General features: G+C 60.0%; 24 protein-coding genes. 10 read left to right on the top strand and 14 right to left on the bottom strand.

Annotated features, from left to right (window positions below):
* Window positions 1-3: 3 nt before the first annotated feature.
* The 3 genes from BMS17_RS00790 to BMS17_RS00780 form a co-directional block, all read right to left on the bottom strand.
* A complete protein-coding gene (locus BMS17_RS00790) occupies window positions 4-909 on the bottom strand; it encodes a hypothetical protein (protein WP_077430207.1) in 906 nt (301 codons plus the stop codon).
* A gap of 132 nt (window positions 910-1,041) precedes the next feature.
* Window positions 1,042-4,140 carry an efflux RND transporter permease subunit gene (locus tag BMS17_RS00785; RefSeq protein ID WP_046027350.1) on the bottom strand — a complete coding sequence of 1,033 codons (3,099 nt, stop codon included), beginning with the start codon at window positions 4,138-4,140 and terminating at the stop codon, window positions 1,042-1,044.
* A gap of 15 nt (window positions 4,141-4,155) precedes the next feature.
* A complete protein-coding gene (locus BMS17_RS00780) occupies window positions 4,156-5,313 on the bottom strand; it encodes an efflux RND transporter periplasmic adaptor subunit (RefSeq protein ID WP_077430206.1) in 1,158 nt (385 codons plus the stop codon).
* 293 nt (window positions 5,314-5,606) lie between these two features.
* On the opposite strand from BMS17_RS00780, the gene BMS17_RS00775 reads away from it, so the two are divergent.
* Together BMS17_RS00775 and BMS17_RS00770 are read left to right on the top strand one after the other, a co-directional pair.
* Window positions 5,607-6,308: a response regulator transcription factor gene (locus BMS17_RS00775; RefSeq protein WP_046027348.1), complete on the top strand. Its 702-nt coding sequence runs from the start codon at window positions 5,607-5,609 to the stop codon at window positions 6,306-6,308.
* Window positions 6,309-6,312: 4 nt separating this feature from the next.
* Entirely contained in the window at window positions 6,313-7,614 is a 1,302-nt protein-coding gene (locus BMS17_RS00770) for an ATP-binding protein (protein WP_077430205.1), read from the top strand.
* A 291-nt stretch (window positions 7,615-7,905) separates the two neighbouring features.
* On the opposite strand, the gene BMS17_RS00765 is transcribed toward BMS17_RS00770, so the two are convergent.
* The 3 genes from BMS17_RS00765 to BMS17_RS00755 all read right to left on the bottom strand — a co-directional run bounded on the left by BMS17_RS00765 (window position 7,906) and on the right by BMS17_RS00755 (window position 9,764).
* On the bottom strand, window positions 7,906-8,673 hold the full coding sequence (locus tag BMS17_RS00765; RefSeq protein ID WP_077430204.1) for an anti-sigma factor: 768 nt from the start codon (window positions 8,671-8,673) through the stop codon (window positions 7,906-7,908).
* Window positions 8,670-9,155, bottom strand: coding sequence for a sigma-70 family RNA polymerase sigma factor (locus BMS17_RS00760; protein ID WP_077430203.1), 486 nt, complete (start codon window positions 9,153-9,155; stop codon window positions 8,670-8,672). Before BMS17_RS00760 ends, BMS17_RS00765 begins: the two co-directional genes overlap by 4 nt.
* A 66-nt stretch (window positions 9,156-9,221) precedes the next feature.
* The gene (locus BMS17_RS00755) at window positions 9,222-9,764 is read right to left on the bottom strand and encodes a tetratricopeptide repeat protein (RefSeq protein ID WP_046027345.1); all 543 of its coding nucleotides are present in this window, start codon (window positions 9,762-9,764) and stop codon (window positions 9,222-9,224) included.
* A 159-nt stretch (window positions 9,765-9,923) separates the two neighbouring features.
* Here BMS17_RS00755 and BMS17_RS00750 point away from each other — a divergent pair, with 159 nt between their 5' ends.
* From BMS17_RS00750 to nudC, 3 genes are all read left to right on the top strand, one after another.
* Window positions 9,924-10,694, top strand: coding sequence for a class I SAM-dependent methyltransferase (locus BMS17_RS00750; RefSeq protein ID WP_077430202.1), 771 nt, complete (start codon window positions 9,924-9,926; stop codon window positions 10,692-10,694).
* Window positions 10,695-10,855: 161 nt separating this feature from the next.
* Window positions 10,856-11,668 (top strand): crotonase/enoyl-CoA hydratase family protein, encoded by an 813-nt coding sequence (locus BMS17_RS00745; RefSeq protein WP_046027343.1) that lies wholly within the window; start codon window positions 10,856-10,858, stop codon window positions 11,666-11,668.
* A 6-nt stretch (window positions 11,669-11,674) separates the two neighbouring features.
* Window positions 11,675-12,505, top strand: a complete 831-nt coding sequence (gene nudC, locus BMS17_RS00740; protein ID WP_077430201.1) for an NAD(+) diphosphatase — start codon at window positions 11,675-11,677, stop codon at window positions 12,503-12,505.
* Here nudC and BMS17_RS00735 read toward each other — a convergent pair.
* A complete protein-coding gene (locus BMS17_RS00735) occupies window positions 12,473-13,252 on the bottom strand; it encodes a TSUP family transporter (RefSeq protein WP_046027341.1) in 780 nt (259 codons plus the stop codon). The two genes, nudC and BMS17_RS00735, sit on opposite strands and share 33 nt — an antisense overlap.
* 267 nt (window positions 13,253-13,519) lie before the next feature.
* Here BMS17_RS00735 and sfnG point away from each other — a divergent pair, with 267 nt between their 5' ends.
* On the top strand, window positions 13,520-14,614 hold the full coding sequence (gene sfnG / locus BMS17_RS00730) for a dimethylsulfone monooxygenase SfnG (RefSeq protein WP_046027340.1): 1,095 nt from the start codon (window positions 13,520-13,522) through the stop codon (window positions 14,612-14,614).
* Window positions 14,615-14,730: 116 nt separating this feature from the next.
* Here sfnG and BMS17_RS00725 read toward each other — a convergent pair whose 3' ends face one another.
* Window positions 14,731-15,207 carry a nuclear transport factor 2 family protein gene (locus BMS17_RS00725; RefSeq protein WP_046027339.1) on the bottom strand — a complete coding sequence of 159 codons (477 nt, stop codon included), beginning with the start codon at window positions 15,205-15,207 and terminating at the stop codon, window positions 14,731-14,733.
* Between the two features lie 57 nt (window positions 15,208-15,264).
* Window positions 15,265-15,828, bottom strand: a complete 564-nt coding sequence (locus tag BMS17_RS00720) for a TetR/AcrR family transcriptional regulator (RefSeq protein ID WP_077430200.1) — start codon at window positions 15,826-15,828, stop codon at window positions 15,265-15,267.
* Window positions 15,829-16,075: 247 nt separating this feature from the next.
* Between BMS17_RS00720 and pssA the strand changes: the two genes are divergently transcribed.
* A complete protein-coding gene (gene pssA, locus BMS17_RS00715; RefSeq protein WP_046027337.1) occupies window positions 16,076-17,419 on the top strand; it encodes a CDP-diacylglycerol--serine O-phosphatidyltransferase in 1,344 nt (447 codons plus the stop codon).
* On the opposite strand, the gene BMS17_RS00710 is transcribed toward pssA, so the two are convergent.
* From BMS17_RS00710 to efeU, 5 genes are all read right to left on the bottom strand, one after another.
* Entirely contained in the window at window positions 17,376-18,590 is a 1,215-nt protein-coding gene (locus BMS17_RS00710) for an MFS transporter (RefSeq protein WP_046027336.1), read from the bottom strand. The genes pssA and BMS17_RS00710 overlap by 44 nt on opposite strands.
* Window positions 18,591-18,797: 207 nt before the next feature.
* A complete protein-coding gene (gene efeO / locus BMS17_RS00705; RefSeq protein WP_046027335.1) occupies window positions 18,798-19,622 on the bottom strand; it encodes an iron uptake system protein EfeO in 825 nt (274 codons plus the stop codon).
* Between the two features lie 22 nt (window positions 19,623-19,644).
* Window positions 19,645-20,928 (bottom strand): iron uptake transporter deferrochelatase/peroxidase subunit, encoded by a 1,284-nt coding sequence (efeB, locus tag BMS17_RS00700; protein ID WP_077430199.1) that lies wholly within the window; start codon window positions 20,926-20,928, stop codon window positions 19,645-19,647.
* Window positions 20,929-20,945: 17 nt separating this feature from the next.
* On the bottom strand, window positions 20,946-22,142 hold the full coding sequence (efeO, locus tag BMS17_RS00695) for an iron uptake system protein EfeO (RefSeq protein WP_077430198.1): 1,197 nt from the start codon (window positions 22,140-22,142) through the stop codon (window positions 20,946-20,948).
* Between the two features lie 8 nt (window positions 22,143-22,150).
* On the bottom strand, window positions 22,151-22,990 hold the full coding sequence (gene efeU, locus BMS17_RS00690; protein WP_077430197.1) for an iron uptake transporter permease EfeU: 840 nt from the start codon (window positions 22,988-22,990) through the stop codon (window positions 22,151-22,153).
* A 275-nt stretch (window positions 22,991-23,265) separates the two neighbouring features.
* Between efeU and BMS17_RS00685 the strand changes: the two genes are divergently transcribed.
* From BMS17_RS00685 to BMS17_RS00675, 3 genes are all read left to right on the top strand, one after another.
* Complete coding sequence (locus BMS17_RS00685) at window positions 23,266-24,282, top strand: AraC family transcriptional regulator (protein ID WP_077432156.1); 1,017 nt, start codon at window positions 23,266-23,268, stop codon at window positions 24,280-24,282.
* 251 nt (window positions 24,283-24,533) lie between these two features.
* On the top strand, window positions 24,534-26,198 hold the full coding sequence (locus BMS17_RS00680; protein ID WP_077430196.1) for an AMP-binding protein: 1,665 nt from the start codon (window positions 24,534-24,536) through the stop codon (window positions 26,196-26,198).
* 16 nt (window positions 26,199-26,214) lie between these two features.
* Window positions 26,215-26,976: an SDR family NAD(P)-dependent oxidoreductase gene (locus BMS17_RS00675; protein WP_046027330.1), complete on the top strand. Its 762-nt coding sequence runs from the start codon at window positions 26,215-26,217 to the stop codon at window positions 26,974-26,976.
* The last annotated feature ends 6 nt before the right edge of the window (window positions 26,977-26,982 follow it).

The raw sequence follows: 26,982 nt of genomic DNA, 5'->3' as shown, positions 1-26,982 counted from the left end.
CATTTAGTTTGTGATCGAGAACTTGCCGTTATCAATCGTAATAGTAGTACCGTCACCACTGCGAGCTACGAAGTCAACGCTACCTTTGAGCGTTCCGGCCGACGACTCTTTTGGCGGAGAGGAATCCAGTTTCAAAGAACCACTGATAGCTTGAAAATTCTTTACGTTACCTTGAGTCACGATGCACGTCGCCCTGACAACTTCACTGTCTTCGCTCAGTTGATAGCTCTCGCCCGGTTTGGCCGTGTCAGCAATCAGTACCTGAACAAACACAGCAAGTTGACCGGGTTGTCCAGTAACTTCCTGTTGCGACCACCCGTGCCAATGGGCGGGTTTGAAATAGATGGACGTTGGCAGATGCGTCAACTTCACCCGAGTAGCTTGGTAGTTTTGCGTTTCAGGTGGACCACCGGTGATATCAGCGGTGAAATGTCCTTCGGATAGCCGTTTTGGGATAGACCGTTTCTCTTCGATGCCTTCAAGTGCAAACTTCCCGTCAGACACTTTAAAGTCAATGCCTCCCAACGATTGTGTATGGAAGTGGAAAGTGCCGCTGACGGAGTTTTTTTCTGCATCCAATGTGACGGTGACCTCGCCAAGCTGGGCTGGGTAGGGGTTAAAGGTGTTGTCGGTGCTGACCACCCATGCGGCCGACGCTTTACCGGACGTTTGATCAAGAACAATTTCATAGGTCTTGTTACTGACGCTTCCCTCATCTGGAAAAAAGATCAGGATGTCCCGGTAATCCGGATCTCCATCGGTGATGGTTGCCCTTGAACTGAGCGTCCACCAGCCCAAGTCCAGGTCGCGGAAGAACATCATTCGATCGGAATCTCCCTCGTACACTGGAAGGGAGCTATCGGTCGTATTAGCAGTAAACGAACCTGAGGTGCCGTTAATCGTTTTCATGACTGACTCCTGAATCGAGAAGACGGGGTGTCTTAGTGCGAGACAGGAGCCAGATTAAAGACTGGTTTCGTTATCCGATACTGTCAAATATGACAGGTATTAAACGGTTTTTTTAATCGCGAAATGTCCAGTTCAAGATCGACTGGCAAGTCGTTTCACCCACTTCATCACCACCACAAAAAACACCGGCACGAACACCACCGCCAGCGTCGCCGTGATCATCCCGCCAATCACCCCGGTACCGATCGCTTGCTGGCTTGCCGAGCTGGCTCCGGTGGCAATCGCCAGCGGCACCACGCCGAGAATAAACGCCAGCGACGTCATGACGATCGGCCGCAGTCGCAACCGTGCCGCTTGCAACGTGGCGTCGACCAGGTCATGGCCTTCGTCGTACAGGCTCTTGGCGAACTCGATGATCAGAATCGCGTTTTTCGCCGACAGGCCGATGATGGTAATCAACCCCACCTTGAAGAACACATCGTTGGGCATGCCGCGGAAGGTCACCGCCAATACCGCGCCGAGTACGCCGAGCGGCACCACCAACAATACCGACGTCGGAATTGACCAGCTCTCGTATAGCGCCGCCAGGCACAGGAACACGATCAGCAGCGACAGCCCAAGCAGAATGGGCGCCTGGCTGCCGGACAAACGTTCCTGCAATGACAACCCTGTCCATTCCTGACCCAATCCCGCCGGCCCTTGTGCCACCAGCCGCTCGATTTCAGCCATGGCTTCGCCGGTACTGTGGCCCGGCGCCGGTTCGCCGGAAATGGCAACCGCCGGGTAACCGTTGTAGCGCGTCAGTTGCGCCGGGCCCTGGGTCCATTTGGCCTGGACGAAGGCCGACAGCGGCACCATTTTTCCGGCGTCGTTGCGCACGTGCATTTTCAGCAGATCAGCCACTTGGCTGCGCTGATCGCCTTCAGCCTGAACCACCACCCGTTGCATTCGGCCCTGGTTGGGGAAGTCATTGATGTAGGCCGAGCCGACGGCGGTGGACAGCAGGTTGCCGATGTCAGCAAAGGACACGCCCAGTGCGTTGGCCTGTTTGCGGTCGACTTCCAGTTGCACCTGCGGCGCTTCAGCCAGAGCGCTTTCACGCACGTTCATCAGGATCGGACTTTTCTCGGCGGCGGCGAGCAATTCACTGCGCGCCTGCATCAGTGTGGTGTGGCCGAGACCGCCACGGTCCTGCAAGCGGAACTCGAAACCGCTGGAGGTGCCCAGGCCGTCAACCGGTGGTGGCAGCACCGAAAAAGCCACGGCGTCCTTGATCTGGCTCAACGCGATATTGGCCCGGTCGGCAATCGAAGTCGCCGAGTCGTCACTGCTGCGTTCAGACCAATCCTTGAGCGTGGAAAACGCCAGCGCCGCGTTCTGCCCGCTACCAGAAAAACTGAAGCCGAGAATGATCGTGCTGTCGCCAATGCCCGGTTCCGTGGCGTTATGCGCTTCAATCTGCTCAACAACCTGCACCGTCCGGTTCTTGCTCGCGCCCGGCGGCAATTGAATGTCGGTGATGGTGTACCCCTGGTCTTCAACCGGCAGGAACGAGGAGGGCAGACGACTGAAACAAACGCCCAGACCGATCAGCAACACGCCATAGATCAGCAGGTATCGACCGGTGCGTTTCAACGCATAGGCGACCCAGCCTTGATAACGTTCGGTCAACCGTTCGAAGCCACGATTGAACCCACCGAAGAAGCCGGTCTTTTCGTGATGCTCACCCTTGGCAATCGGCTTGAGCAACGTCGCACACAGCGCCGGGGTCAACGTCAGCGCAAGGAACGCGGAGAACAAAATCGACGTGGCCATCGACAACGAGAACTGCTGGTAAATCACCCCGACCGAGCCTTGCATGAACGCCATCGGAATAAACACCGCCACCAGCACCAGCGTAATGCCGATAATTGCGCCGGTGATCTGTGTCATTGCCTTGCGCGTCGCTTCTTTCGGTGACAGGCCCTCAGTGGCCATGATCCGCTCGACGTTTTCCACCACCACAATGGCATCGTCCACCAGAATGCCGATGGCCAGCACCATGCCGAACATAGTCAGCACGTTGATCGAGAAACCCAGCGCCAGCATGGTCGCGAAGGTGCCCATGAGTGCGACCGGCACCACCAGGGTCGGGATCAGTGTGTAGCGGATGTTTTGCAGGAACAGGAACATCACCGCAAACACCAGCAACATCGCTTCGCCGAGGGTGTAGACCACTTTGGTGATCGAGACTTTGACGAAAGGCGAAGTGTCGTACGGGATCTTGTACTCCACCCCGGCCGGGAAATAGCGCGACAGTTCATCCATCTTCGCCCGCACCAGCGTTGCCGTGCTCAGGGCATTGGCCCCCGGTGCCAATTGCACGCTGACGGCGGTCGACGGTTTGCCGTTCAGGCGGGTGGAGAAGTTGTAGTCCTGGCTGCCGATCTCGACCCGTGCCACATCGCCGATGCGCACAGTGGAGCCGTCGGGATTGGCCTTGAGGACGATGTCGGCGAACTCTTGCGGCGTCGACAATTGGCCTTTGACCAGAATGGTCGCGGTGATTTCCTGGGTGGTGCGGGTCGGCAAGTCGCCGATACTGCCGGCCGACACTTGAGCGTTCTGCGCCACGATGGCGGCGTTGACGTCGGCCGGGGTCAAGTTGAAGCCGATCAGCTTCTGTGGATCGATCCAGATGCGCATCGCCCGTTCGGCACCATACAACTGAGCCTTGCCGACACCGTCCAGACGCTTGATCTCGTTCATCACGTTACGCGCCAGGTAATCGCTGAGCGCCACGTCGTCGAGCTTGCCGTCGCTGGAGGTGAGCGTGATCAGCAACAGGAAACCGGCGGAGACTTTCTCCACCTGCAAACCTTGCTGGTTCACCGCTTGCGGCAGGCGCGATTCCACGACTTTCAGGCGGTTTTGCACATCGACCTGAGCCATTTCCGGATCGGTGCCCGGTTGAAAGGTCGCCTTGATCGTGGCGCTGCCGAGACTGCTCTGGGATTCGAAATACAGCAGGTGATCAGCGCCGTTGAGCTCCTCCTCGATCAGGCTGACCACGCTTTCGTCCACGGTTTGCGCCGAGGCGCCCGGGTACGTGGCATAGATTTCGATTTGCGGTGGCGCGACGTCGGGGTACTGCGCCACCGGCAACTGCGGAATGGCCAGCGCACCGGCCAACAGGATGAACAGGGCAACCACCCAGGCGAACACCGGGCGATCGATAAAGAACTGCGGCATAAAAAAGCGTCCTGCTTACTGACCAGAAACCTGGGCAAGTGGAAGAGGGGTGTTGTCGATCTGGACTTGCTCACCGGGGCGTGCGTGTTGCAGGCCTTCGATGACGATGCGGTCGCCGGGCTTGAGACCTCCGGTGACGATCCAGCGATCGTTCTGCACCGCGCCCAGTTCAACCGGTTGCAGACCCACGCGTTGCTCGGCGTCGAGTAGCCACACTTGAGCAATACCGGCGCTGTCACGCTGGATCGCCCGTTGCGGCACGCTGATGCCTTGTTGGTTCACCGCCTGCTCCAGGCGCACACGCACAAAACTGCCCGGCAGCAAATCGAGGTCCGGGTTGGGAAACTCGCTGCGCAAGATGATCTGGCCCGTGCCCGGGTCCACGGTAATGTCGGTGAACAACAGCTTGCCCGGCAGCGGATAGAGACTGCCGTCGTCCTGGATCAATGTCGCTCTGGCCTGGCCCTGGCCGACTTGCTGCAACTGGCCGGAGCGGAATGCCCGGCGCAGGTCGTTGAGTTCGCGGGTCGACTGGGTCAGGTCGGCATGAATAGGGTTTAGCTGCTGAATCAGCGCCATTGGCGTGGTTTCGTTCTGGCCGACCAGGGCGCCCTCGGTCACCAGTGCGCGGCCGACCCGCCCGGAAATCGGCGCGGTGACGGTGGCGTAGCCGAGGTTCAGTTTCGCCCGTTCCACGGCGGCTTTGTTGGCGGCCACGTCGGCCGCGGTTTGCCGGACGCTGGCGCGGGCGTTGTCGTAGTCCTGGCCACTGATGGCGTTGCCTTCGATCAATTGTGCAAACCGCTGCTCTTGCAGCCGGGCCTGGAAGGCGTTGGCCTCGGCCTTGCGCAATGCAGCTTCGGCGCTGTCCAGGTCGGCCTTGAACGGTGCTGGATCAATGCGGAACAACACGTCGCCTTTTTTCACATCGCTGCCTTCATTGAAGGTGCGTTGCAACACGACGCCGGCGACTCGGGCACGGACTTCGGCAATCCGTGGCGCGGCAATCCGCCCGCTCAATTCGCTGGTGATCGACAAGGGGCCGGCTTCGATGGTTTCGATGCGCACGGTGGCCAGCGGCGCCTGTTCTTCGGCGTTGGAGGACTTGTCGCAAGCGCTCAGCGTCAGCGCCAGCGCAAACACGCCGAGCGTGGCAAACAGATTCTTTGACATGGAAATACCCCAATAATGACCACCCGCATCCTACGGGGCGCCGACGAGGGTAGCGGTGAAGCTTTGTTGGTGCTGTGTGAAATTGTGTAAGGGTTTTGCTCGGGCGGGCGTGAGGGCGTATATCCTTGGCGACTTGATATTTTTTGCGACTGTTACGCCGTCATCGCGGGCAAGCCCGCTCCCACAGGGATCTCATGTGAACGCAGATTTTGTGAACACCACCGACCACTGTGGGAGCGGGCTTGCCCGCGATGAGGCCTTAACAGTAGCCACAGCTCTTTCTGGAAACACCCATGCCCAACATTCTCCTGGTCGAAGACGACACCGCGCTCTCCGAACTGATTGCCAGCTACCTGGAACGCAACGGCTACTCGGTCAGTGTGATCAGTCGTGGCGACCACGTACGTGAGCGCGCGCGGGCCAATCCGCCGGACCTGGTGATCCTCGACTTGATGTTGCCGGGCCTCGATGGCCTGCAAGTCTGCCGTTTGCTGCGGGCGGATTCGGCCACGCTGCCGATCCTCATGCTGACCGCTCGCGACGACAGTCACGATCAGGTGCTGGGCCTGGAAATGGGCGCCGACGACTACGTCACCAAGCCCTGCGAGCCCCGGGTTTTGCTGGCCCGAGTGCGTACATTGCTGCGCCGCAGCAGCCTTGGCGATCCACAAACCGTCAACGATCGCATCCTCATGGGCAACCTGTGCATTGACCTGTCCGAGCGCACCGTAACCTGGCGCGAGCAGTTGGTCGAACTGTCCAGCGGCGAGTACAACCTGCTGGTGGTGCTGGCTCGACATGCCGGCGAAGTGCTGAGCCGTGACCAGATCCTGCAGCGTTTGCGCGGCATCGAGTTCAACGGCACAGACCGTTCGGTGGATGTGGCGATTTCCAAGTTGCGGCGCAAATTCGACGACCACGCCGGCGAGGCGCGCAAGATCAAGACTGTCTGGGGCAAAGGTTATCTGTTCAGCCGTTCCGAGTGGGAATGCTGAGACGATGTTCAGAATTCTGTTTCGCCTGTACCTGGTAACCATCGTCTCCTTCAGCGCGGCGATTTATCTGGTACCAGACATAGTGGTCAAGGTCTTCCATGAACGCTTTATCACCTACAACCTCGACTATTCGCGAGGCTTGCAGACCCTCATCGTCAAACAGTTCCATGCGGTGCCCGACGCGCAGTGGCCGGCCTTGGCGGTCGAGATGGACAAGGAGTTTGCCCCGCTGCACATCGTTCTGACACGCAATGATGATCCCGAATTTTCCCTGTTTGAGCGCGAACGCCTGCAGCGCGGCGAGAACGTGGTGCGCATCGGCGACTGGGGCTGGCGCACGCTCGCCGTGGCACCACTGAACGAACAGACAGTGGTGCAAATGATCGTGCCGCCGGACCCGATGGACGTCAGCTTGCTGTACTGGAGCATCAACGTTCTGATCGGGGCAACCATGCTGGCGTGCCTGTTGCTATGGTTGCGTCCGCACTGGCGCGATCTGGAACGCCTCAAAGGCACCGCCGAACGTTTCGGCAAAGGTCACTTGAGCGAACGCACACTGATTTCCCGACACTCCAACATCGGCAGCCTGGCCAACGTCTTCGACACCATGGCCGGCGACATCGAAAGCCTGCTCAACCAGCAGCGCGACTTGCTCAACGCGGTCTCCCACGAACTGCGTACACCGCTGACCCGCCTGGATTTTGGCCTGGCGCTGGCGCTGTCCGACGACTTGCCCGCCGCCAGCCGCGAGCGCTTGCAAGGCTTGGTGGCACACATCCGCGAACTCGATGAATTGGTGTTGGAGTTACTGTCCTACAGCCGCCTGCAAAACCCGGCTCGCCTGCCAGAGCGGGTTGAAGTGTCGCTGGACGAGTTTATCGACAGCATCCTGGGGAGCGTCGATGAAGAATTGGAGTCGCCGCACATCGTGATAGACGTCCTGCTTCAAGGCCAGCTCGAACGCTTCACGCTCGACCCGCGCCTGACCGCCCGCGCAATTCAGAACCTGCTGCGCAATGCCATGCGCTATTGCGAAAAACGCATTCAAATTGGCGTTCAGGTCTGTACCAAGGGCTGTGAAATCTGGGTCGATGACGACGGCATCGGCATTCCCGATGACGAGCGCGAGCGGGTCTTTGAGCCGTTTTATCGACTGGACCGAAGTCGGGACCGGGCGACGGGCGGGTTCGGCCTGGGGCTGGCGATCAGCCGTCGGGCACTGGAAGCGCAGGGCGGTACACTGACCGTCGAACTGTCGCCGCTGGGTGGCGCGCGCTTTCGTTTGTGGTTGCCGACCCAATCCTGACGCAGACCGATGTAGTCGCTGCCGAGCCCGCGTCCGCCGTAGCAGCTGTCGAGCCTGCGAGGCTGCGTCCGGCCGCGTAGCGGTCGTAAAACCTGCACAAGCATTCTTTATGAAGCACCGCACCGTCTGATTTACGACTGCTTCGCAGTCGGACGCAGCCTCGCAAGCTCGACAGCTGCTACGGCGGACGCAGCCTCGCAAGCTCGACAGCTGCTACGGCGGACGCAGCCTCGCAGGCTCGACAGCTGCTACGGCGAATGTAGCCTCGCAAGCTCGGCAGCGGCTACAAAACTATGCGCCAAGCCGGGTTCGCAACACGGTGGCCATGCCCTCCAGCTCGGCTGCCGGGTTGTGTCCGATCAGCATCCAGGCATGCTCCATGTCCGCCCAATAAACCACGTTCATGTCGTGTCGGCGCTCATGGGCGAGGTGGCGACTGCCGCTGTTGGAGCGGGTGGCGCACAAGGCAATCGGGCCGTGCACCGGATCCAGGTACGTAATCTGCGCAATGGGCACGCCGTCATATTCGAGGATTTGCGCGCGCTTGAACTCGGACCTTGGCAGGACCAGTTGGGCCGGCGTCAGGTTCAGGCCCAGGCGTGTGTCGATGATGCGCAGTTGCGCACTTTGGCTGGCTTCATCGCTGGGCAGGTGCTCCAGCGTTTGCGGCACGTAAAGCGACATGTAGTCCGCCACCAGGCCGCGCCAATTGGTTTTTTCCTGACTCAATTGCCAGCCCAGGAAAAAACGGTCCGCCACCACGCTGCTGAGCACCAACCCGGCAGCTGCCGCGAGAAACCAGCGACGATTCATCGACGGGAGTTCAGGGGACGGCAAGGTGTCGAGCATCGACTGTAAGCGATCCAGGGGCGCCTGTTGGCCCAGTTCGGCATAGGCTTCCTTGAACGGCAGGCAGCTGCGGGCCAGCCATTGCAGGCGCAGGTTGAGCGTCGAATCCTCGGCGATGGCCGCGTCAATGCGGCTGCGTTGCTCGACATCGAGTTGATCGTCGAGGTACGCCACCAGTTGCTCATCCGACGGTATGCCACGCTCGTTCATCGACGTTCTCCCGTGGAAGGGTTCGGTACCGCGTGCAGCGGCGGATACTCGGCCAGTTTCACCCGTGCCGCGGCCAGCCGGCTCATGACCGTGCCGATGGGCACTTGCAGCACCTCGGCGACTTCGCGATACGCCAAACCTTCGACATACGCCAGGTACACCGTTTCGCGTTGTGCTTCGGGCAACGCGTCGACACGCCGGATCACTTGAGCGGCGAGCACATGGGTTTGCGCCGCGTGTTCGCCGTCAAACGACAAGTGACTGTCGGCATCCACCAATCCCTGGCCCTGACGCACGCGCCGGTTGCGCACTTCGTTGAGCCAGATCGAGTGAAGAATGCTCAACAACCAGCGGTCCATACGCGTGCCCGGGATAAACTGCGCGGCACGCTCAAGCGCCCGCACGCAAGTCGCCTGCACCAGGTCTTCGGCCACATGCCGTTGCCGGGACAGCAACAAGCCATAGCGCCACAAACGCGCCAAGTGCTGCCCCAGTTCGGCCCTGATTGCTTGATCGTTGGCGATGACGAACTCCGTCTATCTCGGTTGTCAGGTTTTCGATGAGTCGTTGATGGCTTCGGCCAGGTCCTGATACTCCTCGCAGGTGTTGCCGCAAATCGATTTGATGTGCTGCAACTGTTCCTGGGCCAGGTCCAGTCGACCCTTGATCACGTACGCTTCGCCGAGGTACTCGCGCACTTTCGCATACTGCGGGTCAAGTTTGACCGATTGCAGGTAGTAACCGATGCCTTCGTCGGTGCGCCCCAGTTTACGCGTGGCGTAGCCCCGATAGTTCAAGGCGATGGCGGTGTTCGGCTCTTTCAGGGTGTCGAGCAGGGCCAAGGCTTCCTCGTAGCGTCCGTCCTTGGCCAGACGATAAGCGTAGCTGGTTCGGTCGGCGTCCGGCACGAGGTTGCTGGTTTGCTTGAGGCATTTTTGCGATCTGGAGTCGAACACCTGGCCTTTCGGGCAGTTGGGCCTGGCGGGTGCGTCTTCTTCGCCATGGGCCTGGGCGAGCGAACTGGTCAATGCTGCCGTCAGGCAACCGGCAAGCAGCAGCGGGGCGGTGAAAACAGCAAAACGCACGTTCATGGGCAAGGCTCCAGGGTTTGAATCACGATAATGTGGGGTGATGAATTGAAAACACCGCAGCGTGAACAATTATTCATTTCTTTCTGGCGAACATTGCAACGAAAGCTCAGACCTTGGCGCTATGCTCGACAGCATTCGTTGTCCACCAGGAGAACTGCCATGACAGACCACGTTCATCACGCGACGGCGGGCTATAAAACCAGCGCCGAAACCTATGTGCGCGGCCGCCCGGACTACCCGCCAGCGGTCGCTGACTGGCTGGCGGGTACGTTGGGCTTGAACGCCGACAAAAGCGTGGTGGACCTGGGCGCCGGCACCGGCAAGTTCACCGGCCGGTTGCTGGCGACCGGAGCGCAGGTGATTGCCGTGGAACCGGTGGCGCAGATGCTGGAGAAGCTGTCCCAGGCCTATCCCGAAGTGCTGGCGGTCAACGGCACCGCTACGGATTTGCCGCTACCGGATGCGTGTGTGGACGTGGTGGTCTGCGCCCAGGCCTTTCACTGGTTCGCCAACGCCCGGGCGCTGACCGAAATAGCGCGGGTCCTGAAGCCGGGCGGCAAGCTGGGGCTGGTGTGGAACCTGCGCGATACCAAGGTCAGTTGGGTGCCGAAACTGGATGCGATCGTCAACGCGCTGGAAGGCGATACGCCGCGTTATTACACCGGCGCCTGGCGCCGGGCGTTTCCACATCCCGCGTTCGGGCCATTGCAGGTGCAGCACTTCAACCATGGACACACGGGGTCGCCTGAGGATGTGATCTTCAATCGGGTGCGCTCCACCAGTTTTATTGCGGCGTTGCCGCAGGCCCAGCGGGCGAATGTGGATGAGCAGATTCGTGCGTTGATTGCTTCAGAACCGCAATTGCGTGGACGAGAGGTGGTGACGGTTCCGTATGAGACGGCGGCGTATGCGGTGGTGAAGGCCAGTTAAGCGGGCGGTGCGACGATTCGGCTTGCCCGCGATGAAGCCCACCCAGTCACTGGCGATCCAGAAGCCAGTCCCGCTTTTGGCCGAACCACTGCCTTACTGTCCACCCTGATGCCTTGTTATAGTCCGGGCCTCTTTTTTTTGCCCGGTAAAGGATCCCTGCCATGACTCAGTACACCGCGTTCACCGTCGAACTCGCCGACAACATCGCCCATGTGCAGATCAACCGCCCGGAAAAGATCAATTCGATGAACGCCGCGTTCTGGAGCGAAATCATCGAAATTTTCCAGTGGATCGACGACACCGATGAAGCGCGTGTCGTGGTCCTTAGCGGCGCCGGCAAGCATTTTTCCTCCGGTATCGACCTGATGATGCTGGCCGGCGTGGCCAATGAACTGGGCAAGGACGTCGGCCGCAACGCGCGCCTGCTGCGTCGCAAGATTCTCGCCCTGCAAGCCTCTTTCAATGCCGTCGATAATTGCCGCAAGCCGGTACTGGCGGCTATCCAGGGTTATTGCCTGGGCGGCGCGATTGATCTGATTGCCGCGTGTGACATGCGTTACGCCGCCGAAGACGCACAATTCTCGATCAAGGAAATCGACATCGGCATGGCCGCCGACGTTGGCACCTTGCAACGCTTGCCGCGCATCATCGGTGACGGCATGCTGCGTGAACTGGCTTACACTGGTCGCACTTTTGGCGCCGACGAAGCGCGTAACATAGGCCTGGTCAATCGCGTCTACAGCGACAAAGCCAGCCTGTTAGATGGCGTGATGGGCATTGCCCGCGAGATCGCCGCAAAGTCGCCGATTGCCGTCACCGGCACCAAGGAAATGATCAGCTACATGCGCGACCATCGTATTGACGACGGCCTCGAATATGTCGCCACTTGGAACGCCGCCATGCTGCAATCCACCGACTTGCGCGTGGCCATGGCCGCCCATATGAGCAAACAGAAACCCGAATTTCTGGATTGATTAAAAATGACTTCACGCTGGACCACCGCAGTACTGGACACCGATCTACCCGGCGGCTGGGCCGTGGCCCGTAGCCCCGAAGGTTTTCTGTTCGATGACAATGGCGCGCTGTTCCCGCGTGAGTGGCTCAAGCGTCAGGATTTGTCGATTCTCGCCGAGCACGGCATTGGCCATCTCGACGGCGAGCCGGTCTATCTGCTGGAATTGCGCAGTCACAGCGACGTGCCGGGTTGCAACTGGAAAGGCCTGCGGGCGTTCATGCTGGAAGGCGATCACACGGTGTACAAGGTGCTCGGCTATGCCGCGCAAATTGGCACCTGGTATCGCGAGCATCGCTTCTGCGGCAACTGTGGGCAGGCGGCAACGCAGGTTCCGCGTGAGCGGGCGATGTATTGCGAGCCCTGTGATTTGCGCTATTACCCACGGATCTCGCCGAGCATGATCGTGCTGGTCACCCGTGGCGATGAAGTCTTGCTGGCCCGTTCGCCACGCTTTGTCAGCGGGGTCTACAGCACGTTGGCGGGGTTTGCCGAGCCGGGGGAGTCGGCGGAAGACTGCCTGATTCGCGAGGTGCGCGAAGAAGTGCGCATCGAGGTCAAGAACATCCAGTACCTGGGCAGCCAGTGCTGGCCGTTCCCGCACTCGATGATGCTCGGCTTCCATGCCGAGTACGCCGGTGGCGAGATTGTCTGTCAGGAGGACGAAATCGAAGACGCCCAGTGGTTCAACGTCCACGCGCTGCCGCCGTTGCCGGCGTCGCGCTCGATTGCCCGTTACCTGATCGATGTCTATGTGGCGCGACGCTTAGGCCACGCTGAACCAGTGCTGCCAGGCTAACCGCACGGTCAAGCCCAGTACCACGGTGATGAACACCGGCCGAATGAATTTCGCGCCGCCGCTGATGGCGGTGCGAGCACCAAAGAATGCGCCGACCATCACCGACAGGCCCATGCTCAGGCCGATGATCCAGTCCACCTGCCCGGAAAAAACAAACACCGACAGCGCCGCAATGTTGCTGACGAAGTTCATGCTGCGCGCCACGCCGCTGGCCTTTACCAGGTCGATGGGGTACATCAGCAGACTGCTGACGGTCCAGAATGCACCTGTGCCTGGACCCGCCACGCCGTCGTAGAAACCGAGGCTGAAACCTTGGGTCGATTGCCACTTTTTCTTGATCGGTGCATCGCTGTCCAACGGTGCTTTCGGTGTGCCGCCAAACAACAGGTACAGGCCGCAAGCGAACACGATCACCGGCAGCATTTTGTTCAGCCATTCGGCGGGCAAGTAATGCGCGACGATGGCGCCGGTCAATGCGCCGACCAGGGTGCCGACGATGGCATGCACCCACTGCCGCGGATGGAACAGCTTGCGCCGGTAGAAGGTGAAGCTGGCGGTGGCCGAGCCGAACGTCGAACTCAACTTGTTGGTGCCCAGCACCAAGTGCGGCGGCAGGCCGGCGGTCAACAATGCCGGCGTGGTCAGCAGGCCGCCACCGCCGGCAATCGCGTCGATGAAACCGGCAATGAAGGCAACGATGGCCAGAATGGCCAGGGTAGTGAGGTCAACGCTGAGTTCGAAAGGCATGGAGTCGGCTTATTCGGCGGGGTGCAGGAAAGGGCTGCGGGGAAGGGCCGGTATCTTACCTATATCCGGACTTAGCGGCGAGCCGTCAGGCCGCTTCGCTAGCAGGCGCTACAGCCACTAAAACTGTTGCTCAGCCAACAGCCCGCCGACAAACAGGATGTGGACTAACAGTTAATCCCCCCGAATATCCCGACAAACCCGCGATTTCAGCCCTGGCACGCTTGCTGCTCTGTCCATGGGGCATCCCTGAGTCCCGAGGACACGCCAATGAGTCAGCAAGCGGTCAAATTTGCCTACTGGGTACCGAACGTCAGCGGCGGGCTGGTGGTCAGTAAAATCGAACAACGCACCCACTGGGGCATCGACTACAACCGCAAACTCGCGCAATTGGCCGAGACAGCCGGGTTCGAATACGCGCTCACCCAGATTCGCTTTACTGCCGGTTACGGCGCCGAATACCAGCATGAGTCGGTCGCCTTCAGCCATGCGCTGCTCGCGGCCACCACCACATTGAAAGTGATCGCTGCAATCCTGCCAGGTCCCTGGCAACCGGCGCTGGCGGCTAAGCAGTTGGCCACAATCGATCAACTGACCCATGGGCGAGTCGCGGTGAACATCGTCAGCGGTTGGTTCAAAGGTGAGTTTCAAGCGATAGGCGAACACTGGCTGGAGCACGATGAGCGTTATCGCCGTTCCGAAGAGTTCATTCGCTCGCTCAAGGGCATCTGGAGCCAGGACAATTTCACCTTTCGCGGGGATTTCTACCGTTTCGACAACTACAGCCTCAAACCCAAGCCCTTGGGCCAACCGGAAATCTTCCAGGGCGGCAGTTCTCGCGCGGCGCGAGACATGGCTGCGCGGGTCTCGGACTGGTACTTCACCAACGGTAATACGCCGGAAGGCATCAAGGCCCAAGTAGACGATATCCGGGCCAAAGCCACCGCCAACCACCATTCGGTAAAAATCGGAGTCAATGCGTTTGTCATCGCCCGGGACACGGAAGAAGAAGCGCGAGCAGTGCTGGCGCAGATCATCGATCAGGCTGATCCAGACGCGGTGAACGCCTTTGGCGATGCGGCGAAACAAGCGGGCAGGGCATCGCCGGAAGGCGAGGGCAATTGGGCGAAGTCGACGTTCGAGGATCTGGTGCAGTACAACGATGGCTTCAAGACCAATCTGATCGGCACACCGCAGCAGATTGCCGAGCGGATTGTGGCATTGAAGGCGGTCGGCGTGGATCTTGTGCTGGCGGCGTTTCTACATTTTCAGGAAGAGGTGGAATATTTTGGCCAGCGCGTGTTGCCGTTGGTGCGCGAGCTAGAAGCCAAGGCCCAATCCAGGCCAGCCACCGCAGCCGCATAGTTCCCCCTGTAGGAGCCGGGCTTGCCCGCGATGGCGGCATCACATTCAACACTTCAGTTGCTTGTGACATCGCCATCGCGGGCAAGCCCGGCTCCTATAGTTGGATTTAGGTGAACTTAGAGGCCGAGATCAGACAGCCCCGGGTGATCATCCGGCCGACGCCCCAGCGGCCAGTGGAATTTGCGGTCGCTTTCCTTGATCGGCAGGTCGTTGATGCAGGCGAACCGGTTAGCCATCAAACCGTTCTCATCGAACTCCCAGTTTTCGTTGCCGTAGGAACGGAACCAGTTGCCCGAGTCGTCGTGCCATTCATAGGCGTAACGGACGGCGATGCGGTTGCCGGTGAAGGCCCAGAGTTCCTTGATCAGGCGATAATCCAGTTCCTTGGCCCATTTGCGGGTCAGGAATCCCTTGGCTTCTTCACGGTTGTAGGCGAACTCGGCGCGGTTACGCCATTTAGTGTCCAGCGTATAGGCCAGCGACACCCGTTCCGGATCGCGTGAGTTCCAGCCGTCTTCGGCCAGGCGAACTTTTTCGATGGCTGTTTCACGGGTAAAGGGCGGCAATGGCGGACGAACTTCTGCGTTAGACATTTAATGTCTCCCAGTAAAAGTAAAGTTAAACCAAGTTGTCAGGCTTATATAAAGTGGTTACAGGTCCAATAACTTTCGCGCCATGCATTGCGCATTATCGGCGGCACTGTGATCACCCATCACAAGCGCTACGGTAATGGCACCGTCGATCAGGATCAGCAGCTGTTTGGCCAGCGTCTCCGGGTCGGCAGCGCCATGTTCGGTACAGAGCTCGCACACGTAGTCGAGCAGCTTCTGTTTGTGTTCTTTGGCAACCAGGCGAACCGGGTCTTGCGGGTCGCCGGTTTCACCACTGGTGTTAATGAAAGCGCAGCCACGGAAGCCTTCCGAGGCGAACCAGGCCTTGAGCACGGTAAACAGGTTCAGCAACCGGTCTGCCGGGGTCTCGGCCATGCCGACTTCCGTCCGGTACCAGTGCATCCAGCGCACGTCGCGCCGTTGCAGGGCAGCGACGGTCAGCTCCTCCTTGTTGGTGAAGTAGCGGTAAATACTTTTTCTGGAGACGCCGGCGGTTTTCACCAGAAGATCCATGCCAGTGGCAGCGATACCACTTTTGTAGATCAACTTTTCGGTGACATCCAGAATGATGTCGCGTGTGTCGTTGCTGGTTATTTTGTTCATGTGCTGAACAGTAGAACGATCATTCTTCTTGGTCAACAAAAAATTTTACGTCTGTTAAAGATCGTTCCCACGCTCTGCGTGGGAATGCATCCGGTGACGCTCCGCGTCGCATTTAGAAGCGAACGCGGAGCCATTCCCACCCAGAGCGCGGGAGCGAACTGAGGCGGCATTACAGACCGTAACAAGACCCAAACTGATCCATGGTGTAAGCTCTGTGACTATTCGGAATTGACCCATTGCGAGCCCTATGCCGTCGCTTTTCAAACGCTCTCTGCTGCCCAAACTGCGCAGTTTTCCGCTGACCGCCGATGCCGTCACCATCCTGTCTGGCGCTGCCGGGTTTCGTCGCTGCCTGCTGGAGAAAATCGCCCAGGCGACCCGGCGCATCTATATCGTTGCGCTGTATCTGCAACAAGATGAAGCGGGCCAGGAAATCCTCGATGCCTTGCACGCCGCCAAACTGGCGCGTCCGGAACTGGACGTGGTCGTGGTGGTTGACTGGTTGCGCGCCCAACGCGGTTTGATTGGTGCCGGCAAGCAGCCGGGCAACTCGGCCTGGTATCAGGAAGCGACGCGTACCCACGCAAGTGAAGTGCCGGTGTATGGCGTGCCGGTGCAGACGCGTGAGCTGTTCGGCGTGCTGCATTTGAAGGGCTTTGTGATCGATGACTGTGTGATTTATAGCGGTGCGAGCCTGAACAACGTGTACCTGCACAAGTTCGACAAATACCGCTTTGACCGTTATCACGTACTGGAAAACCAGGCGCTGGCCAATTCGATGCAACACCTTGTCCAGCACGGTTTCATCGCTTCCAAGGCCGTGCATCGCCTCGATTTGCCGAACCTGCCGACCACTCGCAGCCTGCGCCACGATATCGGTGACTTGCGCAGCCGCCTCAAGCATGCCGCGTACGACACCACGGCGGGCACCACGGAAAAAGGTGGTTTATCCGTCAGTCCGTTACTCGGTGTAGGCAAGAACAATCCATTGAATCGGGTGATTTGCGAGTTGATCGCCAGCGCCCAGCACCAACTGACCATCTGCACGCCGTACTTCAACCTGCCACTGGCGGTGACTCGGGAAATAAACCGGGCGCTGGGCCGGGGCGTGAAGATCGATATTGTGGTCGGTGACAAGACCGCCAACGACTTCTACATTCCGCCGAGTGAGCCGTTCAAGGTGATCGCCGCGTTGCCGTATCTCTACGAGATCAGCCTGCGACGCTTTGCCAAAAAGCATCAGCACAGTATCGACAGCGGCAAATTGAACTTGCATTTGTGGCGTGATGGCGACAACACCTATCACCTCAAAGGCATGTGGATCGACCAGCGCTACACCTTGCTGACCGGCAACAACCTCAACCCGCGGGCGTTCCGTCTTGACCTGGAAAACGCACTGCTGATCGATGACCCGAAAGGCGAATTGCTTGAATCGCGCGCTGGCGAACTGGTGCAGATTTTCCAGAATACCCAGCGAATCGAGCGATACCAGGACCTTGAAACGCTGCTGGATTACCCGCCGGCGGTGGCCAAGTTTCTCACCCGCGTCAGTCGGGTGCGGATCGAGCGTCTGCTGTATCGCATTTTGTAAGCTTCAGTTCGCGGGGCTTTGGCCACAAAGCCACCAACAGCAGTAACGCCGCGGCCACCAGATAGGGCAGGCGGGGTTCGAGGTCGTAAATCAGAGTGGCCGCCAACGGCCCGATCACCACGCCGAACCCTTGTGCCGCGCCGATGGTGCCCGCCGTCGCGCCTTGCTCCGAGGCCTCGACCGCATTGGCGGCCAACGCGGCAAAAGACGGGAAGATCAAGCCCATCCCGCCCGCCGACACGAAAAAGCACAACCACAACCCCCACGCTGTATTCGCGAGGATACTGCCGGCAAATCCTGCTGATGCCACCAGCGCCCCGGCGCGGATCAACCGCAATGGCGGCCAATCGAGTCTGCGCACCACCAATTGCGCACAGATCAACGCGAAACCGACCATGGTCAGGGCGATGCCTGCTGTTTGCGCGGCGTCGGCCGGGTTCATGCCGAGGCGGTCGAGGGCGAAAAAACCGACGGTGATCTGCGCAATCGACACACACAGCATCGCGACAAACGCGACAGCCATGGGCCGGCGCAGGCGTGGATCGTTCAGGTGTACCTTGCGCGGCGCCTGGCGCAGGTGCAGTTCTTGCCCTTTGAGCTTGAAGTGCAACACCAGAAAAGCCAGCAGCGGCAGGACGGCCATGGCGTAGAACGGCAGGCTCAAACTGAAGCGTGACAGCAATGCGGCGATGGCCGGGCCGATTACAAGGCCGCACGCATTGGCGGCACCCAAGGCGGCCATGGCTTTGGCGCGGTGTTGCGGTTCGATGTTGTCGGCGATCAGCGCGTTGCCACCCACCGGAATCGCCGCATAGAACACACCGATCAAACCGCGCCCGATCATCACGCCGATGAACCCCAGCAGCGCCGAGGGTAGAAATCGCAACGAAGCATCGATGAACAGGCACAAGGCCCAATAGGCGAGGGTGAAGCCAGCGGTGGCGATCAGCAATATTCGTCGTCGGCCATAGCGATCACTGGCCTGGCCCCATGGGCGGGCGAGCAGCATCCAGATCACCCCGGACACCGTCACCGCCGCACCAGCCTGCCAGGTGGCCAGGCCCAGCACGCGGGCAATCGGGCCGATCAGCGAGACGAACGCCATCATCGACATGGAACAGGCCATGTTGGCGACCATCAATGGGCGCAGATCGAAGGCAGGGGTGTTCATGGGAGAGTCGTCCGTGAGCTTTTAGAGTGTGCGGGGGATGGTAGCGCGGGTTGGTTAAAGGCAGGAGGAATATCGGTGGCAGTGATAATGCCATCGCGGGCAAGTCGAATCGTCGCACCGCCGCTCCCACAGATCTTGTGAACACCGAAGATCCTCTGTGGGAGCGGGCTTGCCCGCGATGGGGCCCGCTCAGACGCTAGAAAACGATCAGTTCAAACCCAGTTTGCCGCGCAACGTCGACAAGTCTTCAGCCAAGGTATTCACCGGCCCAACCAACGCTTTACGGTCATTCTCTTTCACCTTGTCATACGTTTCGAAACCACCGTCCTGGGTCTTGTACTTGGCCAGGATCTTGTCCACGGTCGCGAAATTCTTGTCGACTTTGGCGATGAATGCCGCGTCTTGCTTCTCGATCTGCGGACGGAACAGGTCGACGATTTTCTTCGCGCCGTCGACGTTGCCCTGGAAGTCATAGAGGTCGGTGTGGCTGTAGCGGTCTTCTTCACCGGAGATCTTGGTGGCCGCGACTTCTTCGAGCAGCGCCGCCGCGCCACCGACGACTTTCTCAGGCGGGAAGGTCAGGCCGGCCACGCGGGTTTGCAGGTCCTTGACGTCTTTGTTCAGGCCGTCGGCCAAATCGCCGAGGCCTTGGGTGCTTCTTTCCGAGAACAGCGAGTACTCGATGCGGTGGAAGCCAGTGAAGTCGTCGGCTTTCACGCCTTTTTCGTGGTCGTCTACGCGCGAATCGATGGACGCGTCCAGGTCACTGAACAGCTCGGCAATCGGCTCGATCGACTCGTAGTAAACGCGGGTCGGGGCGTAGAGCTTTTGCGCGGTGGCCAGATCACCTTTTTTCACCGCGTCGGTGAACTGTTGGGTGTGGCTGGCCAATTCGTCCAGTTGCTCTGTGACGTAAATCTTATAGTCCGAAACCGGCCCCACCAGGTCCATCGGCGCTGTGGTCGCGAACGCCGAAAGCGGAGTGTTGAGCAAGCCAAGGGTCAGCAGCAAAGCGAGTGGCGACTTTTTCATGGGCGGTTCCGTGTGGGAGTTGTCAGGCGGTTGTTGTTGCGGATGTGGCATGAAGCAGCGAGCGACCGATGAAGTCCTGGTCGCTGGTGACACCTGGCAGGGTGAAGAAGTAGCCGCCGCCGACGGGTTTCAGGTATTCCTCCAGCGGCTCGCCGTTCAGACGGGTTTGCACGGTGATAAAGCCTTTTTCCAGATCGGTCTGGTAGCAGATGAACAACAAGCCCATGTCGAGCTGGCCGTTTTTGTTCACGCCATTGGAGTAGTTGAACGGCCGGCGCAGGATCAGATTGGCCTGGGTGGCGGCGGTGCGCGGGTTGGCCAGCCGGATGTGCGCGTCGAGTCTGGTCAGCTTGCCTTGCGGGTCCTTGGCGTAGTCCGGGACTTCGGTTTCATGGGCGCCACCCATGGGCGCACCGGTGCTTTTGACCCGTCCGAGGATGCTTTCCTGTTCTTGCAACGGCGTACGGTCCCAGCGCTCAACGAAATTGCGGATGATCCGCACCGCTTGATAGCTGCCATGGGTTGCCCAGCCTGGTTCATCGCTGCCGGGTCGGACCCAGACGATGCGGTCCATGACGTTGGCATCGTTGGAATCAGGATTGGCCGAGCCGTCGCGAAAACCCAGGAAATTGCGCGCGCTCTGCGCCGGAACACCCGGTTTCGCCGGAGCTTGCGGCGGCACGCTGCCTTCCTGTTTCCAGCGCACCAGGAGCAAGTCCGGCAGGTTTTTAATGATGTCGCGCAGGGCGTGGATGTTGGTGTCGGGAGTGTTGGAGCAGAACTGCAGGCTCAGGTCGCCGTGGCAGCAGTCAGCCTCCAGTGCATCGTTGGGGAAACCGACCATGCGCGTCAGTCGCTTGGGTTTGACGCAGGCCAGACCGAAACGCTCGTCGAACAACGACTCGCCCACCGACACAGTGATGGTCAGGTTGTCCGGTGTGACCACCGGGCCAAGAATCCCGGAATCCACTGGCGGCAGTTTCGGATCGACCTGGGTTACCGGGCCGCCCTTCATCAAGAACGCGATGCGCTCGTTGAGGGTGAGAAACAGCCGTTCGAGGTCGGCGCGGTCAGTGGCCAGCACATCAAACGACACCAGCATGCCGGATGCCGGACGTGGGGTGACGATGCCAGCCTGGTGTTTGCCGTGGAATTCATGGCGGTCTTCAGTCTTGTCGCTGCTCGGCGCTTCAGTGACCTGCGCGGGGCTGGCGGCCATGACCGGACAGCTCAACGCCACGCCGGCCGCGCCCATGCCCATCAATATCCGTCGACGCTGGAGGTTGAATTGCTCTGAGTCATTCATGGGTTCAAGTCTTCTGCTTACAGGCCGGAGAGGCCAAGGGCGGGATCGATGGCATCGAGGGCGTCGGCCAGTGCCTGAGCCTTTTCGGCGATTTTTTTGCGCTGTTCGGCGCTGACGCTGTCGTAGCGGGCGTAACCATCGTTGACCTTGAGGCCGTTAAGTTCGGTGTCGAAGGCGACGATGGCGCTGTCGAGCGTGGGCAGTAAATCGGCGGCGGATGTGCTCAGCATCGGGCGCAGCAAGTCGACAACTTTGCGGGCGACGTCGAGGTTGGCGGCAAAACCGTTCAGGTCGGTGTGGCTGTAGCGTTCTTCTTCACCGCTGCTGGCACGTACATCAGCGAGGGTATTGAGGTTGCGCACCACAATGCTCACCAGTTGCTCCGGCGGCAGCGGTTCGGCCAGCAGTTGCTGCTTGAGCGTGGTGACGTCAGCGCTCAGACGTTGGGCAGCCGGGGCCAAACCATCGAGATTACGTTGCTGGAACAGCGCATATTCCAGGCGATGGAAGCCGACGAAGGCCGGGTCCTGCTCGCGTTTTTCGAAATAGTCGGCGCGGGCATTGATCGCGTTATCCAGCTCGGCCAGGCGCTGGGCGGCCGGGGCGATGCGTTGATACGCAGCGCGGGCCGGCGCATACAAGGATTGCGCCTGGCTTAGGTCGCCGACCTCGATGGCTTGCTCAAGCGCGGTAACGGCTTTGATCAACGCCGTGCCTTGCGTGCTCAGGTACACGCGAAATTCTGACAACGGACCAACGAACGCGACCATCGACGGTTTGGCTTTTGCGGCGGCCTCGGACACCTCGGTCGGGGTCACGTGCAAGGTGCCGCGCGGGTTGCTGAGCAAACCGCAAGTGATGGTGTAGTCGCCGGGCAACAGGTTGGCGTTGATCACCTGGCTCAGGCCCGGTGCGATGTTTTCGCGCTCTTCGAGCACCAGCACACCGTCGAGGATTTCCCATTCAACGGCCCGGTCGGAGCGATTGACGATGCGAAAACGGGTGCGGCCGGCCGGGACTGTCAGCGCATTGGGCTCGCAGCTGTGCGGGTGAATGTTGACCACCACGTCGTCATGGTTGGCCTGGCGCTTGGCGGCGGCCATTTTCGAGGCGTAATAGAACAGGCCACCGGCGGCGATCATCACGATCACCGAACCGGCCACTGCCCAACGCAAGGCCCGGGACGGGCCGGCTGTAGGAATAGGCTTTGACATGAAGGCCCTTACTGACTGGAAACGGAAGAAGGCTGTTTGGCGGGCGTCGGGGCCGGGACGAAAAACATCACCAACGCCACCACCAGATAAATCAGGTAGGCACCGAGGGTGCTGACCGTTGGGGCGTCCTGATAGCCGAACATGCCCGCCAGCACCGAGCCCAACGGGCCATCCATCGGCAGCGTTGCGCTGAAGTCGAACAGCACGGTTTGCAGGTGATTCCACAGCCCGGCTTCATGCAGCGCCTGCACCGAATTGGAGAGAATGCCGGCGGCCACGAACAGGATGAACAACCCGGTCCAGCGGAAAAATGCACCAAGGTTCAGGCGCATGCTGCCGCTGTAGATGAGGAAACCGACGGCGATGGCCAGGATCAGGCCGAGCAAGGCGCCAATGGGCGCGGCCGGGCCCTCGCTCTGTTGGAACACCGCCAGCAAGAAGAACACCGTCTCCAGGCCTTCTCGGGCCACGGCGAAAAACACCATGGCGATCAGGGCGATGACCTGATGTCTGGAGCCGGCCAGCGCGTGATCGAGGGACGCCTGCAGCGAATGTTTGATCGAGCGCGCCACTTTGCGCATCCAGAACACCATCGAACTGAGAATGCCGACGGCCAGCAGACCGATCACGCCTTCAAACAGCTCTTGTTGTTTCTGCGGGAATTCGGCGCTGACCAGCTCCAGACCACCCCCCACCAGCAGGGCCAACGCCGCAGCGAGGAACACACCGATCCACACCGCGGGCATCCACTGACCCCGGCCGGTTTGCTTGAGGTAGCTGGCGATGATGCCAACGATCAACGCGGCTTCAATGCCTTCGCGCAGCATGATCAGGAAAGGGACGAGCATTCAGCACCGGGACACAATTAGTTAGGGTGCTAATTTGTAACATAATGACATTAATTCCCATATGCCAATAATTGACATTTACCTGAACCTAAGCTGAACAACCCTGAACATCACTGTGGGAGCGGGCTTGCCCGCGATGACGCCGTCACCTTCGATACATATGTCGGCATATCCACCGCTTTCGCGGGCAAGCCCGCTCCCACAGGATCTCCTTTGCTCAAGCGTGCTGCGGTAAGATGCCCGCACTCAAAAAACAACAGGGCTCACCGCGCTCAATGTCGGAAAAAGACACCATCTCCATTCAACTGGTGCGCGAAGCGCTGTTGCAAAGCTGCGCCCCGGGCCAGGCCACCGATGAGGTGTTGAACAAGGTCGGCATCGATCCGGCATGGTTGCAAACCCCTGACGCGCGAGTTCCGGCGACGGCCTATGCGCGACTCTGGCGCCTGCTGGCGCGACGCGGTGACGATGAGTTTTTTGGCATGGACCCGCGCAAGCTCAAATCCGGCAGTCTTGAGTTTCTGTGTCGTTGCTCGATGGTCCAGCCGAGCCTGGCCGCTGGGCTGACCTCGGGCCTGGGTTTTCTGTCGCTGATGCTTGAAAACATGCCCGCGCAGCTGGTTCGCCAGCAAAGCCTGGCCGAAATCGTGCTGGCGGAAGACGATCAGGATCCGCGTCGTGCCTTCACTTATTTCACCTACTGGATGATCGTTCACGGCGTTGCCTGTTGGCTCGCGGGGCGGCGGATTCCAATCCTGGCCATCGAACTGCGCTGCCCGGCGCCGGATTTTTGCGGCGACTATCAGGTGATGTTCTCCGAAAACCTGCGCTTCGACCGGCCGCGCACGCGGATGATTTTCTCGGCTGAGTGCCTGGACTTGCCGATCAAGCGCAGCCCGGAAGAACTCAAGCGTTTCCTGGCGCACGCGCCGGCCAATATTCTGGTCAAGTACCGTGATCCTGAGAGCCTGGCGAGCCGCATCAAACAGAATTTGCGGCACTTGCCCGCAGAACATTGGCCGGAAACCGAACCGTTGGCGCAGCAACTGCACATGTCCGCCTCGACCTTGCGCCGACGTCTGGCGGAAGAAGGGCAGACCTACCAAGGGCTCAAGGACAGCGTGCGCAAGGAACTGGCGATCGTTTGGCTGGCAGAGCCGAACATCAGCTTCGCCGAGATTGCGGCCCGGCTGGGGTTTGCCGATGCGAGTTCGTTCTACAAGGCGTTTCGCAAGTGGTCGGGGTCCAATCCGGGGCATTACCGGAGTTTGATTCTTAACGAGGCGCACTGATCCGGTCCCCATATTGGATCGACTGACGCCATCGCGGGCAAGCCACGCTCCCACAGGGGAGTGCATTGCAAATGTGGGAGCGTGGCTTGCCCGCGAAAGCGTGCGTCCAGGCGGCACACCTCTTGAATTTTGGCCAAACCAGTCACGCAATCTGAAGGCTTTGACCATTGCCCCGTTCTACGCACGGAGCGAGTATTTCTCTGGTTTATACGGTTCCCCCAACCTAATAAAAATACCGAGGGATTCTGGCAATGCGCGATTACTTGTCTGCCACATCACAGTTCAATTATCAGCACACCGTCGATGCCGCACTCAGTGGTTCCTTGCAAGCGCTCAACGCCTGCGTCGAGTGTTGCGACCGGCACGCCTTGCCGGGGCGCATTGCGCTGTTCTGGGAAGGGCGCGATGGCGCCAGCGCTTCGTACACCTTCACTGACTTGCAGGACAAAGCGGCACGGTTTGCCAACTTCCTGCTGGCCCAAGGGGTGAAAAAGGGCGACAAGGTCGCCGGCCTCCTGCCACGTAATATCGAACTATTGATCACCGTCTTCGCCACCTGGCGCATCGGCGCGGTGTATCAGCCACTGTTTACCGCTTTCGGCCCCAAAGCCATTGAACACCGTCTCGGCAGCTCGGGTGCCAAAGTGGTGGTGACCGACGCGGTCAATCGCTCGAAACTCGCGGAAGTCGCCGACTGCCCGACCATCGTCACGGTCGGTGGCCCTAAAGGCACGGGCATCGTGCAGGGCGATTTCAGTTTCTGGGCCGAACTGGCCAATTTTTCCGCAGACTGCGAACCGGTGCTGCTGACCGGCGAAGACCCGTTCCTGCTGATGTTCACCTCGGGCACCACCGGTCCCTCGAAAGCGCTGTCGGTGCCGCTCAAGGCCATCGTCGCGTTCCAGAGCTACACCCGCGACGCCGTGGATTTGCGCCCTGAAGACGCGTTCTGGAACGTCGCCGACCCGGGTTGGGCCTATGGCATCTATTTCGGGGTCACCGGGCCGATGGCGATGGGGCATCCGATCACCTTCTACGATGGCCCGTTTACCCTCGAAAGCACCTGCCGGGTGATCAACAAGTACGGCATCACCAACCTCACCGGATCACCGACCGCGTACCGTCTGCTGATCGCGGGCGGCGACGAGTTTGCCAAGTCGATCAAGGGCAAGCTGCGCATTGTCAGCAGCGCCGGAGAGCCGCTGAACCCGGAAGTCATCCGTTGGTTCGCCGAAAACCTTGGCGTGGTGATTCACGACCATTACGGCCAGACCGAACTGGGTATGGTCCTGTGCAACCACCACGCACTGGAACATCCCGTGCACGTCGGCGCCGCCGGTTTTGCTTCACCCGGCCACCGCATCGTGGTGCTGGACGAAGCGTACAAAGAGCTGGGTGTGGGTCAGCCGGGCATTTTGGCCATCGATCGCACCCAGTCGCCGATGTGCTGGTTCAACGGTTACGAAGGCGCGCCGACCAAAGCGTTCGTCGGCGACTATTACCTGAGCGGCGATACCGTGGAATGGAACCCTGACGGCAGCATCAGTTTCGTCGGTCGCAGCGATGACGTGATCACCACGTCCGGCTACCGCGTCGGCCCGTTCGACGTGGAAAGCGCGTTGATCGAACACCCGGCCGTGGTCGAGGCCGCCGTGGTCGGCAAACCCGATCCGGAGCGTACCGAGCTGGTCAAAGCCTTCGTGGTGATTTGCTCGCAATACCGCGCCACGCCGGAGCTGGCCGAAGAACTGCGCCAACACGTGCGCAAGCGTCTGGCGGCGCATTCTTACCCCCGTGAAATCGAATTTGTCAGCGAGTTGCCGAAAACCCCAAGCGGCAAATTGCAGCGCTTTATCTTGCGCAACCAGGAAATCGCCAAGGCTCAAGAGGCCGCCGCGAAGAACGTTTCAGCTTGAATCCAAGGAAACAATGATGCAGATCGAAAACAAGGTTTTTCTCGTCACCGGCGGTGCTTCCGGCCTGGGTGCGGCAACGGCTGAAATGCTGGTCGCGGCCGGCGCCAAAGTGATGCTGGTGGACATGAATGCCGAGGCTGTAGCGGCTCAGGCTCAACGCCTTGGCGCGCAAAGCGTGGTGGCTGACATCAGCAACGAAGCGGCTGCCGAAGCGGCGGTGCAGGCCACGGTCAAGGCCTTTGGCGGTCTCAACGGCCTGGTCAATTGCGCTGGCATCGTGCGCGGCGAGAAGATCCTTGGCAAGAACGGCCCGCATGGGCTCGCCAGTTTCAGCCAGGTGATCAACGTCAACCTGATCGGCAGCTTCAACATGCTGCGCCTGGCATCTGCCGCTATCGCCGAAACCGAGCCGGATGCCGATGGCGAGCGCGGTGTGATCATCAATACCGCGTCGGCTGCGGCGTATGACGGCCAGATCGGCCAGGCCGCTTATGCCGCGTCCAAGGGCGCCATTGTCAGCCTGACTCTGCCAGCCGCCCGTGAACTGGCGCGCTTTGGTATCCGCGTGATGACCATCGCCCCCGGCATTTTCGAAACACCGATGATGGCCGGCATGACCCAGGAAGTCCGCGATTCGCTGGCCGCTGGCGTGCCATTCCCGCCGCGTCTGGGCAAGCCAGGCGAGTACGCCGCGCTGGTCCGGCATATCATTGAAAACAGCATGCTCAACGGCGAGGTGATCCGTCTCGACGGTGCCTTGCGCATGGCCGCCAAGTAAGGAGAT

Origin of the sequence: Pseudomonas sp. C9 (genome assembly GCF_002000165.1) — a bacterium.
Classification (GTDB): Bacteria; Pseudomonadota; Gammaproteobacteria; order Pseudomonadales; family Pseudomonadaceae; genus Aquipseudomonas.
This window is presented reverse-complemented; position numbering and strand designations above follow the sequence as displayed.